Source organism: Rheinheimera riviphila (assembly GCF_004005945.1).
Taxonomy (GTDB): domain Bacteria; phylum Pseudomonadota; class Gammaproteobacteria; order Enterobacterales; family Alteromonadaceae; genus Pararheinheimera; species Pararheinheimera riviphila.
Window position 1 is genome coordinate 119310 of record NZ_SACS01000009.1, and the last position, 12941, is coordinate 132250.

The window sequence follows — 12941 nt, forward strand, 5'->3', positions numbered from 1 at the left end:
AACACGCGGCCAACACCCCCGCAACTTCAAGGATGACGGGTATGAACTTCAGCGCCGTTTTGCCGACTAACGCAAAGAGGTGGAATGATGCAAGTACTGAGCAAAGTGATCAGGCTGGATTTGCAATACAGCAGCCAGCAATCACATCTTTATCAACGACAAACCTGTTATCTGGCGCCTTTTGCTCACGAGGAGGCATCCCATTTTGCCAAGCGTATTTTAGCCTACCTCAGTCTGTTCGAATTACAGCCACAACTGGCAAAACAAGATCCTTTTGGCAAGCAGCCTGACTTATTTTTACGCGATCACAACCAGCATTTTCAGCTGTGGTGTCAGGTTGATTTACCAAACGAAAAACAATTGCTCAGAGCCTCGCATCAAGCTGATCAAGTGGTATTGCTGCCAGATAGTGAGGAAGTCCGTCGGGCGCAATTGATGATTAAGGGCTTGCCAAACGTACATCTGTTTTGTTTATCCGACGATCAGCTTAACGAATTTTGCAGCATGCTCAAAGGCCATATGCAGCTATCGGTGTGGCGGGAAGATGAGCAACTTGTGGTCACTGATGGCGAGCATCAGTTAGATATTCAGGTAGCTGCGGTGACAGGTAGTCTGTTCGATGATTTAACCGAAAGCACGTCTACATTTACGGTCAGGCACTGATCCAGTATAATCCGCGCCTTCTTCCATGCGCCGGATTTGCGATCCGGGCTCTGCAAACAAAGGTGAATGATGTACGTTGTAGCTGCGCTTTATAAATTTGTATCCCTACCAGATTATGTAACCCTGCGTGACAAACTTTATCAGCATATGGTACTGAACAAAGTCAAAGGCACCTTGTTATTGGCCGAAGAAGGTATCAACGGGACTGTTTGTGGCACCCGCGAAGGTGTCGATGCGTTAACCGCCTGGTTAACCGCCGATGGCCGTTTTAGCGGTTTATCCTACAAAGAATCATTTGCTGACGAACCAGCCTTTTACCGCACGAAAGTGAAACTCAAAAAAGAAATTGTCACCATGGGCGTTGAAGGCATTAATCCGGCGCATATTGTTGGCACTTACGTTAAGGGCGACGAATGGAATACACTCATCAGCGATCCGGACACCATCGTCATCGATACCCGTAACGACTATGAAGTTGCCATCGGTACTTTCAAAAACGCGGTCAATCCAAACACCACCAGTTTTCGTGAATTCCCGCAATGGGCCGCCGAAAACCTCGACAACAGCAAACACAAAAAAGTGGCGATGTTCTGCACCGGTGGTATTCGCTGTGAAAAATCAACGGCTTATTTAAAAGAGCAGGGCTTTGATGAAGTCTTTCACCTCGACGGCGGCATTTTAAAATATCTGGAAGAAGTGCCGGAAGCCGACAGTTTATGGCAGGGCGAGTGTTTTGTGTTTGATCAGCGTGTTGCTGTAAAGCATGGTCTGGAGCAGGGCAGTTACGACCAATGTTACGCCTGCCGGATGCCGTTATCGCCTGCTGAAATGCAGTCGCCGTTGTATGTCAAAGGCTTAAGTTGCCCACATTGCCATGACAAAATCACCGACGAGCAAAAAGCCTCGTTCAGCGAACGGCAAAAGCAGGTCGAGCTGGCAAAGGCCCGCGGTGAGCGACATATCCGCGATGGCAATGTCGATTTCTAAAACCAATTGAACCATTGTTCAGGGATCCGTCCCATCGGATCCCTGATTATATTTACGCTATTGACTCCAAACACCCTCGGTAAAAATATAATTCAGTAAATCTGCATACTTACCTTTTATTTCTCCAAATCGCCTGCTAAACCTTTCAACGTCATAAGCAGATTTAACTTACTGAAATCATTCAGATGAAATGTGCGAGAGCGGGGTCTGAACCTTGACGGGCAAAACCGTGTTAATTGTCGATGATTCGGCGGCGCTGCGTGCAGTGGTGGTTCAAACATTGTCCGTTGCGGGTTACCAGATGCTTGAAGCTGAACACGGTGCTGCAGCACTGACTCTGCTGGATGGGCGCAAAATTCATTTGATCATCAGTGATATTTATATGCCGGTATTAGGCGGACTAGAGTTTGTTGCGGCCGCCCGGCAGTTACCCGCCTACAAGTTCGTCCCGATCATGATGCTCACAAAAGAAGCCGGGGATGAAAAAATGTTGGCGGCCCAGCAACTGGGTGCCAAGGCCTGGCTGGTGAAACCTTTTATTGCACCACAACTTTTAAAAACAGTCGCAAGGCTGTTGTATTAATCATGGTTTAAAGACCGACCAAATTTACTTTCTCACGGAGCAACGTTATGGAAGCTTTTAACAACATGAAAATCGGAACGAAGCTCGGCCTGGGTTTTGCGATAGTGTTGATATTAATGGGGATCATGGGCGTATCAGCACTGACACAAATGAGTAAAGTGAATGATCAGTCAACCGAAATTACCACCAACTGGTTGCCAGCCACCCGCTTTATTATGGATTTAAACACCAATACCTCTGATTTTAGGATTGCAGAACTGGCGCATATCATCGCGACCAACGAAGCGGAAATGCAACAACTCGAGTCGACGCTGCAAAAACTGATGGGATCGATAGAAGCCAATAAAAAAGCCTATCAGGCGCTTATCGCCACTCCGGAAGAGCAAGGTTTATTTGACCAGTTTGTGAAGCAGTACGATTCCTATGTACAAATTCATGACAAGGTCCTGCAATTGTCACGACAATTAAAAACTGAAGAGGCGATGGCGCTGATTAATGGCGAATCGCAAAAGCTGTTTGATGCAAGTTCAGCAACAGCTATCCAACTGGTTGAGCTCAACGTTGCTGGTGCGGATGCTGCCAGTAAGCTCGGTGATGCTATATACGCTTCGGCGCAGCAGCTGGTGAGCATTATTATGACGATTAGCTTGGTTCTCGGTGTGCTGATTGCGTTTTTTATCGTCAGAAATCTGCTGCGGCAACTTGGTGGTGAACCTTCTTACGCGGCGAATGTGGTGGCGGCAGTGTCAGCCGGTGATTTGACGGTGCAGGTGCAACTGAAAAAAGGTGATGACCACAGTATGCTGGCAGGCATCGCGCAGATGGTGGTGAAACTGTCAGCTATCGTTGGCGAGGTACGAAGTGCCGCTGACAATTTATCTTCGGCATCGGAAGAAGTGAGTTCAACGGCGCAGACGATGTCGCAAGCTACCAGCGAACAAGCTGCCAGTGTCGAAGAAACCAGTGCGTCTGTGGAAGAAATGAGCGCTTCAGTGGGCCAAAATGCAGAAAATGCTAAAGTTACCGAAAGCATTGCTTCTAAAGCGGCGCAATTAGCCGGTGAAGGCGGGCAGGCAGTTGGACAGACCGTCACCGCGATGAAAAGTATCGCCAATAAAATCAGTATCATTGATGATATTGCCTATCAAACCAATCTATTGGCGCTCAATGCAGCGATTGAAGCGGCCAGAGCGGGCACCCATGGCCGTGGTTTTGCGGTGGTTGCAGCTGAAGTACGCAAATTAGCGGAGCGCAGCCAGGTGGCGGCGCAGGAAATCAGCGAAGTAGCGCGGAACAGCGTAGGGCTCGCAGAGAAAGCTGGTTCGTTATTAACAGAAATTGTACCTGGCATTTTACGCACCTCGGAATTGGTGCAGGAAATCAGTGCGGCCAGTGACGAGCAAAGTAGTGGCGCCACGCAAATTAACATCGCGATGACGCAGCTGAATCAAATAACCCAACAAAATGCCGCCAGCAGCGAAGAGCTGGCGGCGACCGCTGAAGAAATGAGCGGCCAGGCTGAGCAACTGCAGGAGTTGATCGGGTTCTTTAAAGTGGGGTCAACAGCCGCTGGTACTGCGAAAGCATATCACTACTAAATAGTTGAAGTACCACTGCAGTGTGGATGATCCGTTCTAAACAATCATGCGGGGAAGTTGGCCATTGTTTTTTGGGCTGACTTTCCTGTGCAGGAACCCCATGGTCAGGCCTGTTGCTCCGCCTCATGTCATCGATATGTTTTTGCAACCCGGCGAATGGTTGATTGCAGATCGGGATTGCCGGATCCGCACCTTGTTGGGATCCTGTGTTTCTTTTACCTGTTGGCATGCCGGAGAAAAAATCGGTGGTATGACGCATTTTTTGTTGCCGGCAGCCTCAGCGGCGGCAACGGAGCTAGCGCCAGGCCGTTATGCAGACAGCGGATTGTCCGCCATGCTCAATGATCTGGAGAAACTTGGTTTAAAAAAGAATCAGCTGCAAGTGAAAATTTTTGGCGGTGCCTGTATGTTCAGCGGAAAAATTGCGCAAACGCGGCAGATTGGCCAGCAGAATATCGCTGCAGCAAGACAACTTATTGTGCATCATGGCCTAAATTGCGTTGCAGAGCATGTCGGTGGTTTTCAGCACCGTAACCTGATTTTTGAAGTCTGGAGCGGTCAGGTCTGGTTAAAACAAGTGAAAAACGGTTAACTCGCCCGTTGCACCAATCCAATCGGTTGACATCCTTCCAGCACCCAGCAGATCAAATCAGCGCTGTTCATCGGCTTGGCCACATAATAACCCTGTACCATCAATCCGTTAAACCGTGCCAGGTATTGCCAGTCGGCGGCATTTTCGACGCCTTCAGCCACCACATGAATACCCAGTTTGTTGCACATCAACACGGTGCTTTCGAAAATGACCTGCAGATGGGGGCGGTTGGCAATGCCATCCACCAGGCTGCGGTCAATTTTTAATTCAGTAAACGGAATTTGTGACAGTTGTTTCACTGATGAATAACCGGTGCCGTAATCATCAATCGACAAGCCAAAGCCAGATAACCTTAGTCGACTCAGGAAAGCCAATGCCTGCCCCATATTGTGAATAACCGCAGTTTCAGTCACTTCGAAAATTAAATCAGTTGGCAGAATGGGCGACTGCGCCAGTAGCTTATTCACCTGCAACATAAAGGAATTATTTTCAAAGGATGTGGCTGACAAATTCACTGAAATGGTGCTGGAAAAACCTTGTTTTTTCCATTGCTCAAGTTGCGCAATCGCCTGTAATAACACTTCGTAACTTAGCGCATCAATCAGCTGATAACGCTCGCAAACCGCAATAAAATCACCGGGATAAACCAAACCCCGGGTTGGATGCTGCAATCGCACTAAGGCTTCAACACCTGCCAGAGTACCGGTGCTGCGATCGACTTTTGGCTGATAGTGCAGAATAAACCGGTGCTGTAGCAGCGCTTCGTGCAGCTCGCTAAATTCCAGCGGTGGTGATTCGATCCTGGTTTTGGCAACCGATTTTTGCACGGCCTGCTGACTGAGCTGCGCCACCAAATCGCGAAATAACGAAGCCTCCACCGGTTTTTGCATACTGCCGACCACATTTAAACCGTCTGATTTTGCCATCAGTTCTACGGAACTAATCAGATTGAGTTCGCGGCCGCTGACGATAATGACTTTCACCGCTGAATGCATTTGAGCGATCCGGTGCAGTAGTTCGATGCCATCCAAATCCGGCATTTCGAGATCACAAATCAGTAAATCAATAGGGTGCTGCGCCAGAATTGGCAACGCGATTTCGCCATTTTCAGCCACATAAAATTGACGCATCCCCGCATCGCGACAAAGCTGCAGCAGGTACTCCCGTTGTACGGCGCTGTCATCCACAATCAATACGTTTAGACTATCCATGTAGTTCCCTTTTACTGACTGTACTTCATCATGATACCGGGGATCCGGTCGAGTCCGACGATGTAGTCGACGGCATTGCGCTTAATCGCCTCTTTGGGCATGCCAAACACTACACAGCTGTCTTCGTCCTGGGCAAAAGTTCTGGCGCCAGCTTCGCGCATTTCCAATAACCCGCGGGCGCCATCATCGCCCATACCGGTCATAATAATGCCAATGGCATTGACGCCAGCGACTTTGGCGACACTGCGAAATAACACGTCGACTGACGGGCAATGCCGGTTCACGGCTGGGCCGGGTTTGACCAGTGCCTGATAATAGGCACCGTTGCGGCCAATTGACAGATGTTGGCCGCCAGGAGCTATCAACGCCAGCCCTGGGCGGACCCGGTCGCCGTGGCGCGCCTCCCGAACTTCGATACTACAAATAGAGTTTAGACGGGCGGCGAAGGCGGCGGTAAATTTCTCCGGCATATGTTGCACTATCACGATGCCCTCACAGACCGTGGTTAATTGCGACAGTAGATATTCCAGTGCAATAGTGCCGCCGGTTGAGGTGCCAATCGCAATCACCCGTTCAGTGGTCTTGGCCATCGCAGCCGGCTCTGCTTCTTGTGGGATCATGACGGGGGCTGGCGGCAATAAGGCGCGTGGGATCAGGTTTTTGGTATTGGTTTTGGCCGCTTCACGAATAGCGTCGGCGAACTGTTGTTTATTGCTGGTCAGAAATTCTTTTACGCCAAGCTGCGGTTTAGTGAAGATGCCGGCAGCGCCCGCCTGCATCGCCTGCATGGTGGTTGCTGCGCCTTTTTCGGTCAGCGATGAGCAAATCAGCACCGGGGTCGGGCGGGTCGACATGATCTGTTTTAAAAAGGTAATGCCATCCATCCGCGGCATTTCTACATCAAGCGTGATCACATCCGGCCATTCTTTATTCATTTTGGCCATGGCAAAAATCGGATCCGGCGCCGTCGCCATCACTTCAATATCAGAAAATCCATCCAGCAGTTGTGCCAGCACTTGCCGGACCAACGCCGAATCATCGACGATCAACACCTTTATCCGTCGTGGTACTGACATTCAGCCTCCTTCAGATCGTGACATAACCGCTACTTTCCGGACTATAGCGATAACAGCTTGGTTGCAGTTGTACTAAAGCCGGATGATAACCATGGATACTTTCAGAATGCCCGACCAGTAAACAGCCACCGGGTTTTAGCTGTCGTAACACATTATTGACGATAAGCTTTTTATCTTCAGCTTCGAAATAAATCAGCACGTTGCGCAGAAAAATCAGATCAAACACCGGCAATTGTTTATCGGGTTTAAATAAATTGGTAATGCTGAAACTGACATGCTGGCGAATATGCTGGCCGATGCGAAACCAACCGGCATCCTTGCCGACGCCTTTTTCACAATAGGCTTTGAGCATTGTTTCCGGAATTTTTACCGCTTCGTCCATCGAATAAATTGCCCGTTGTGCTTTTTCCAGCACCGTGGTGTTGATATCGGTGGCGCTGACTTGCCAGCGACTATTCAAACCAAGCTGCTGTGCCAGCGTCATGGCGATAGAGTAGGCTTCCTGTCCGGATGAAGCAGCAGCGCTCCAGATTTGCCAGTTTTGCTGCTGTGGTTGTGCCGCCAGCAATTTTTGCAAAAACTGAAAATGTTTATCTTCGCGAAAAAAATAGGTCTCGTTGGTGGTCAGTAAATTCAGTGCGGTCTGCCGTTCCTGCTGATGCGCCGGGACTTTTAAATAATCAAGATAAGCGGCAAAGCCGGGTAACTGTAACGCATGCAAGCGTTTTTGCAGCCGGCCACTGACCATGCTGCATTTAACATCGGCCAGATGGATCCCGGCCTGTTGGTACAACCAATCGCGGAACTGGCCGAATTCGGCTTTGGATAAACTGTGCAACTGACTGTTGCTGACGGTTTCTGAACTCCGCGTTTCTAAACTTCTCATTTCAGAACTTCTCATATTCAAAATCATCGTCATGACTGCCCGCTTTGGTTTTAGGCAGGGTTTTGGCTGGCGGCAGTGCTTTTGAGTTACCGACCGACGGCGGTAGCGATGGTTTTGCCGCTTTGCGAGTGGTGTTTGTGGTGCTGCTGGATTTTGCAGGCGTGCTGCTGCCCGTCGGCTTGAATGCGCCCGATGTACCAGCCCGCGCGGTCACTGAAGTCTGCGGTGCCGCTTTAGGCTTCATCGCTGCAAAAGCGGGTCGTAGTTGGGTTTTGGCAACTGTGTGGTCATTGACCAGCAACGGCAATTGGAAAAACGACATTAATTCAATCAGCTGCTGCGCCTGACCGGTCAGCTCTTCCGAGGTTGCTGACAATTCTTCCGACGCTGCGGCATTTTGCTGAGTGGTCTGGGTGATTTGGGCAATAGCGCCATTAATTTGCTGCGCGCCTTGATTTTGCTCGTCGCTGGCAGCGGCGATCTGCTGCACTAATTCGGCAGTTTTTTCAATCGAAGGCAACATTTGGTGCAGCAGGTGGCCGGCTTGTTCGGCGAGTGCCACCGAGCCGGTCGCCACTTCGCCAATTTCTTTCGCCGCCGTCTGACTGCGTGCCGCCAGTTTACGGACTTCAGCAGCCACCACCGCGAAGCCTAAGCCATGCTCACCGGCGCGTCCTGCTTCAATGGCGGCATTGAGCGCCAGTAAGTTGGTCTGATAGGCAATATCATCAATAATCGACACTTTTTGCGCAATTTGGTGCATCGCCGCCACGGTATCGCGCACTGCGGCCCCGCCGGTAGTCGCATGGGCGGCACTTTCCCTGGCAATCCGTTCGGTGGTGGTGGAGTTCTCATTATTTTGTTGCACTGAGGCCGACATCTGCTCCATCGCGGCACTGGTTTGTTCCACGCTGCTGGCCTGCTCGGTGGATGATTGACTCAGCCCCTGCGCGGTGCCACTCATTTGCAAAGAAGCTGCGGATAAAGTGCCGGCCGAGGTACGCACTTCCTGAATGATCCGCGCCAGGTTTTCAACCATCCGTTTGATTTGGCTCAGCATACTGTGCTCATCATCCGGTTGGATCGGCACTCTGACCGTTAAATCACCGGCAGCAACCTGTTGAATAATATCGGATGCCAGTTGCAATTCACCACCGAGCTGCCGGGTAAGGCTGCGGCTAATCAGCACACTCAGCAGTAACGCCAGCAACAGACTCACGCCCGTCACCAGCAACGTCAGTAGCAGGTTTTGCTGGTAGCGCTCGCCAGAAGCCAAATACATCTGCTCTGCTTCCCGTGCCTGTAATTCCCGCAGATCATTGAGCGCATTGGCCAGTGGTTGGAATACCGGGTACATATTTTTTTGCATATAACCGAGCATCGGCTCCGGCTGATAAGCGCTGTACAAGCTTTTCAGTTGCTCAAGTTGGGTCATCGCAGCGGCGAGGGGCGGTTTAACTTGTTGGATCAGCTGACTTTCTTCGGCGGTGAGCAAGGTTTTCAGGTACTGCTGCCATAGTTGGTCGTTCTGTTGCAGGAGCTGATCCACCTGTTGTAGTGCGTTGTCCGTCGTCAGTTCCTGGCGATAAACCTTCTGCGGTGATTCCACCAGCAACACGGCGAAGCTATCGGTTATGCGCGATAAATCACGCAGCGGCACAATCCGGTCATCATACAAGCTGGTGATAGTCCGATGTTCCAGCCAAATTCCGCGTAAGCCCAAGCCTGCAGTTAACAGCAACAACAGAATAAGTGAACCCGCCATCAGCGCCTGTCGGGTCGAAACTTTCATCTTTTCCAGCATTGAACTCTCCGCGTGGTGAACAATTCGCTTGGCGAACAACAGTGCTTCGTCAGCTACTTTTTTAATCAGCTACTTTTTCGATAATTGCGGCCATTTCATCCAGCGAAAGTACCCGTTCGCCGCGAAGCAGAATGACAAATTGCTCACCCACGTTCGCCACACCTAAAATAAACTGTGCCCGGATCCTGGCGCCAAAAGTCGGGGCCGGCTCAATATTATCCATATTAATTTCAATCACTTCGCTGACACTGTCGACCACGGCACCAATAGTGACAATCTGCTCTTCAAACAAAATTTCCAAAATGACAATACAGGTTCTTTTACTGATTTCAGTCGCTGATTTGTTAAAACGGATCGACAAATCAATTACCGGTACCACGTCACCACGCAGATTCAGCACGCCTTTGACAAAATCGGGCATCAGCGGAATAGGGGTGACATTGTCATATTCAATGATTTCTTTGACTGAGCTGATACTGATGCCAAAACATTCGTCTCTGAGTAAAAAAGTCAGAAAATGCTGATGGCTCAACGGGTCTTTGTTAAATTGCTCGTCCACGATAGGCTCCTTCTATACCCTTCATCATTGCAGATTCGGGGTTGTTGACTTCACTCATTCGCCCCAGTCACATAGGACAACTATGCTCCGGGCCGGGCTGGCGCTCCAGTCTCACTCACTCGTCGCCTACCCGAATCTTCAATGATTTTGGGTATATGCTGGCAAATTGTGATTTAGCGATTAATGGACAAAACTCTGGTTTTCAAGGGTGGTGGCAAACTGTACCAGCTGCGGAATATCCAGGATCAACCCGACATTGCCCGAGCCCAGAATGGTATAGCCACCAATACCGCGTAACGATCGGAACAACGTATTCAGGGGTTTAATCACCGCCTGCAGTTCGCCGTGCAGATGGTCAACCACCAGTCCAGCGCGATGTTTGCCGTATTGCACCACCACAATATTTTCCCGGTTTTGTGGTGGCCCCGCCAATTCGAACAGTTGACGCAGCCGGATAAACGGCAGCACTTCGCCCCGTAAATCAAGGTAGTTGCGTTCGTTGTCCTGTTGCGACATTTGAAACTCAATACATTCCTGTACCATATTCAGCGGCAGCACCAGATGGGTACCGGCAACGCTGACCAAAAAGCCGTCGATGATGGCCAGCGTCAGCGGTAAGCGGATGCGAAACACCGTGCCCTGATCCGGCACCGAGCTGATTTGGATTTGGCCGCGCAGCTCTTCAATATTCCGTTTCACCACATCCATGCCGACACCGCGGCCGGATAGATTGGTCACCGCTGCTGCGGTAGAAAATCCGGGGGCAAAAATCAGTTTATAAATATCTTCTTCGGCCAGTTCCTGATCGGCGCTGATGATGTTTTTCTCGATCGCCTTGGCGCGAATACGTTCGATATTCAGCCCGGCACCGTCATCAGCAATTTCAATCACCACCGAGCCAGCTTCGTGACAAGCGCTCAATTTCAGCTGGCCTTGTGCCGGTTTGCCTTTGTAAAGCCGCAGCTCTTTACTCTCGATGCCATGGTCTAAGGCGTTGCGAACGATATGCATCAACGGATCGGATAATTTCTCGACCATGCTTTTATCAAGCTCGGTATCGGCGCCTTCTACCGTCAACTCGATATCTTTGCCCAGCTCCTTTGAAACATCACGGACAATACGGCGCAATCTGCTGAACGATTCGCCCACCTGTACCATGCGTAAACCCAGCGCGCCATCGCGAATTTGCTCCAGCAAACCGGTCAACACACTAAACGATTCTTTGAGTTTTTCGTTGGCAATTTCCTGTACCAGCACGTCAATGCCAGCACCGGCAGTGACCAGCTCGCCGACCAGATTAATCAGTTCGTCGAGTTTGCGCGCTTCAACTTTGAGAAACTGAAAGTCAGCCGGTCTTTTATGCTCAGTGGCTTTTTGCTTATCCAGAGCGACGGCCACCATCTCCGAACTGACAGCACCTTGATCAACCAGCACCTGACCTAAAGCCTGGTTATTGTCATGCTCTTTTTGTGAGCTAAGAGCACTTTGCAGCTCGCGCTCCGTCACAGCCCCGGCATTCACCAGTAAAGTGCCAAGTTTTTCATCAACCGTTGGCAATGCTGCAAGGCTGGCCTTGACCTGTTGCGGCGGTGATATCTGAACCTTGCTGCTGTCCTGCACAAACTCAAACACATCGGCAATTTGTTGTTTGCTGGCGGTACTGGCAAGTTCAAATTTTAGCTGCAAATAGCAGGATTCTGGATCAAAAGCCGCAGGCGCTGGCCAGTGTGGCAGCAACCGAACCTGCTGTAATTCACCAAGACTTTGCAAATAATGCAATTGCGACAAGGGGTCCATGCCATCGCGAAACACATCTTCGCCATAATGCACGTCCAGTTGCCAGTGTTCGGTATCGGTTAACACCGCCGTTGGTGCGGCGGCAACCACTGGGGCGGGGTCGAGATAAAGATGTAACTGCTTGATTAAGGCGGTGCCGGTGACTAAATCAATACCGCTACTTTCATCTTCCAACTGACGGATTAAACTGGCGGTGTGATCCTGGCATTGCAGCATCAGGTTGATCAAGTCACCATCCAGCGCGAGCTGACCGGAGCGCACTTTGTCCAGCACACTTTCGACGTTATGGGTAAAAGCGACAATATGGTCAAAGCCAAACAGACCGGCAGAGCCTTTAATGGTATGTGCTGCGCGGAAAATAGCATCAATATGCTGGGCTGATGTGGCATCACCGGCTTCAATTTCCAGCAGAAAACGCTCCATATCGGCCAGAAGGCTATTCGCTTCGTCGATAAACAAACTGCGGGCCTGCGTCATGTCCATGTCAGTCATCCTGCGAAGTAAAATGGGTCGGCCACTGCACGGCGTACAGGTCGCTTACCCGGCTAAACTGCGGATTATCGCCAGCCGAAATAACCGCCTGCGCTGGTGCGCGGACTTGCGCCAGCGTCCATAACAACAGTTGTAAACCGGCTGAATCCAGGTCCTGCAAAGCAGTGACATCCAGGATCAACCGGTCTGGTGCTTTAGCCAAACCAGCCTGCAGGATGCTATGCGCTTCCCGCACATTAAAAATGGTCAGTTCGGTGTCAAACTCGGCGATGACGAAGTCGGCTTTTTGCGTCATAGTCAACGGCATTTCAACCTCCTCAGGGCAGGATCAATTTATTGACCGCGGCCAGCATTTGCTCTGGTTTAAATGGCTTGACCACCCAGGCTTTAGCACCGGCGGCTTTGCCTTCTTCTTTCATTTGATCTGAGCCTTCAGTGGTCAGCATAATCACTGGTGTAAACCGATAAGCGGGCATGGCTTTAACTGCCTTGAGCATGGTAATGCCATCCATATTCGGCATATTGACATCGGAAATAATCAGATTTACTTTTTGGCCGGTCAGTTTTGTTAGCGCATCCTTGCCATCACAGGCTTCAATCACCGTAAAACCATTGGCCTTTAATGTCATGCCCACGACCTGGCGAATACTAATGGAGTCGTCGACAATCAGAATTGTTTTCATTGGCTACTTC

The 12941-nt window shown here is 50.3% G+C and carries 13 protein-coding genes; 5 read left to right on the forward strand and 8 right to left on the reverse strand.

Annotated elements, in window-relative coordinates:
• The first annotated feature begins 84 nt into the window (after positions 1-84).
• The 5 genes from EOE67_RS10125 (at position 85) to EOE67_RS10145 (ending at position 4423) form a co-directional block, all read left to right on the forward strand.
• The gene (locus tag EOE67_RS10125) at positions 85-663 is read left to right on the forward strand and encodes a YaeQ family protein (RefSeq protein ID WP_127698970.1); all 579 of its coding nucleotides are present in this window, start codon (positions 85-87) and stop codon (positions 661-663) included.
• 69 nt (positions 664-732) lie between these two features.
• A complete protein-coding gene (trhO, locus tag EOE67_RS10130; protein WP_127698971.1) occupies positions 733-1650 on the forward strand; it encodes an oxygen-dependent tRNA uridine(34) hydroxylase TrhO in 918 nt (305 codons plus the stop codon).
• Between the two features lie 214 nt (positions 1651-1864).
• Positions 1865-2233, forward strand: a complete 369-nt coding sequence (locus EOE67_RS10135; protein ID WP_068065271.1) for a response regulator — start codon at positions 1865-1867, stop codon at positions 2231-2233.
• Between the two features lie 47 nt (positions 2234-2280).
• Complete coding sequence (locus EOE67_RS10140; RefSeq protein ID WP_127698972.1) at positions 2281-3831, forward strand: methyl-accepting chemotaxis protein; 1551 nt, start codon at positions 2281-2283, stop codon at positions 3829-3831.
• A 100-nt stretch (positions 3832-3931) separates the two neighbouring features.
• The gene (locus tag EOE67_RS10145; RefSeq protein WP_164852282.1) at positions 3932-4423 is read left to right on the forward strand and encodes a chemotaxis protein CheD; all 492 of its coding nucleotides are present in this window, start codon (positions 3932-3934) and stop codon (positions 4421-4423) included.
• Here the strand turns inward: EOE67_RS10145 and EOE67_RS10150 are convergent.
• The 8 genes from EOE67_RS10150 to EOE67_RS10185 form a co-directional block, all read right to left on the reverse strand.
• The gene (locus EOE67_RS10150) at positions 4420-5634 is read right to left on the reverse strand and encodes an EAL domain-containing response regulator (protein ID WP_127698974.1); all 1215 of its coding nucleotides are present in this window, start codon (positions 5632-5634) and stop codon (positions 4420-4422) included. The two genes, EOE67_RS10145 and EOE67_RS10150, sit on opposite strands and share 4 nt — an antisense overlap.
• Before the next feature lie 11 nt (positions 5635-5645).
• Positions 5646-6710 (reverse strand): protein-glutamate methylesterase/protein-glutamine glutaminase, encoded by a 1065-nt coding sequence (locus EOE67_RS10155; protein WP_127698975.1) that lies wholly within the window; start codon positions 6708-6710, stop codon positions 5646-5648.
• 10 nt (positions 6711-6720) lie between these two features.
• Entirely contained in the window at positions 6721-7596 is an 876-nt protein-coding gene (locus EOE67_RS10160) for a CheR family methyltransferase (RefSeq protein ID WP_164852283.1), read from the reverse strand.
• A 1-nt stretch (position 7597) separates the two neighbouring features.
• On the reverse strand, positions 7598-9400 hold the full coding sequence (locus EOE67_RS10165) for a methyl-accepting chemotaxis protein (protein WP_127698977.1): 1803 nt from the start codon (positions 9398-9400) through the stop codon (positions 7598-7600).
• Positions 9401-9461: 61 nt separating this feature from the next.
• Positions 9462-9959, reverse strand: a complete 498-nt coding sequence (locus EOE67_RS10170) for a chemotaxis protein CheW (protein WP_240652778.1) — start codon at positions 9957-9959, stop codon at positions 9462-9464.
• Between the two features lie 180 nt (positions 9960-10139).
• Positions 10140-12239 carry a chemotaxis protein CheA gene (locus tag EOE67_RS10175; protein WP_127698979.1) on the reverse strand — a complete coding sequence of 700 codons (2100 nt, stop codon included), beginning with the start codon at positions 12237-12239 and terminating at the stop codon, positions 10140-10142.
• Position 12240: 1 nt separating this feature from the next.
• The gene (locus EOE67_RS10180) at positions 12241-12555 is read right to left on the reverse strand and encodes an STAS domain-containing protein (RefSeq protein ID WP_127698980.1); all 315 of its coding nucleotides are present in this window, start codon (positions 12553-12555) and stop codon (positions 12241-12243) included.
• Between the two features lie 10 nt (positions 12556-12565).
• Complete coding sequence (locus tag EOE67_RS10185; RefSeq protein WP_068065301.1) at positions 12566-12931, reverse strand: response regulator; 366 nt, start codon at positions 12929-12931, stop codon at positions 12566-12568.
• Positions 12932-12941: the final 10 nt, after the last annotated feature.

What these genes read in the sequence shown, in the direction of transcription:
- EOE67_RS10125 (WP_127698970.1), top strand. Translation starts at nt 85, where the DNA reads ATGATGCAAGTACTGAGCAAAGTGATCAGGCTGGATTTGCAATACAGC.
- trhO (WP_127698971.1), top strand. Translation starts at nt 733, where the DNA reads ATGTACGTTGTAGCTGCGCTTTATAAATTTGTATCCCTACCAGATTAT.
- EOE67_RS10140 (WP_127698972.1), top strand. Translation starts at nt 2,281, where the DNA reads ATGGAAGCTTTTAACAACATGAAAATCGGAACGAAGCTCGGCCTGGGT.
- EOE67_RS10145 (WP_164852282.1), top strand. Translation starts at nt 3,932, where the DNA reads ATGGTCAGGCCTGTTGCTCCGCCTCATGTCATCGATATGTTTTTGCAA.
- EOE67_RS10150 (WP_127698974.1), bottom strand. Translation starts at nt 5,634, where the DNA reads ATGGATAGTCTAAACGTATTGATTGTGGATGACAGCGCCGTACAACGG.
- EOE67_RS10155 (WP_127698975.1), bottom strand. Translation starts at nt 6,710, where the DNA reads ATGTCAGTACCACGACGGATAAAGGTGTTGATCGTCGATGATTCGGCG.
- EOE67_RS10160 (WP_164852283.1), bottom strand. Translation starts at nt 7,596, where the DNA reads ATGAGAAGTTTAGAAACGCGGAGTTCAGAAACCGTCAGCAACAGTCAG.
- EOE67_RS10165 (WP_127698977.1), bottom strand. Translation starts at nt 9,400, where the DNA reads ATGCTGGAAAAGATGAAAGTTTCGACCCGACAGGCGCTGATGGCGGGT.
- EOE67_RS10175 (WP_127698979.1), bottom strand. Translation starts at nt 12,239, where the DNA reads ATGGACATGACGCAGGCCCGCAGTTTGTTTATCGACGAAGCGAATAGC.
- EOE67_RS10180 (WP_127698980.1), bottom strand. Translation starts at nt 12,555, where the DNA reads ATGCCGTTGACTATGACGCAAAAAGCCGACTTCGTCATCGCCGAGTTT.
- EOE67_RS10185 (WP_068065301.1), bottom strand. Translation starts at nt 12,931, where the DNA reads ATGAAAACAATTCTGATTGTCGACGACTCCATTAGTATTCGCCAGGTC.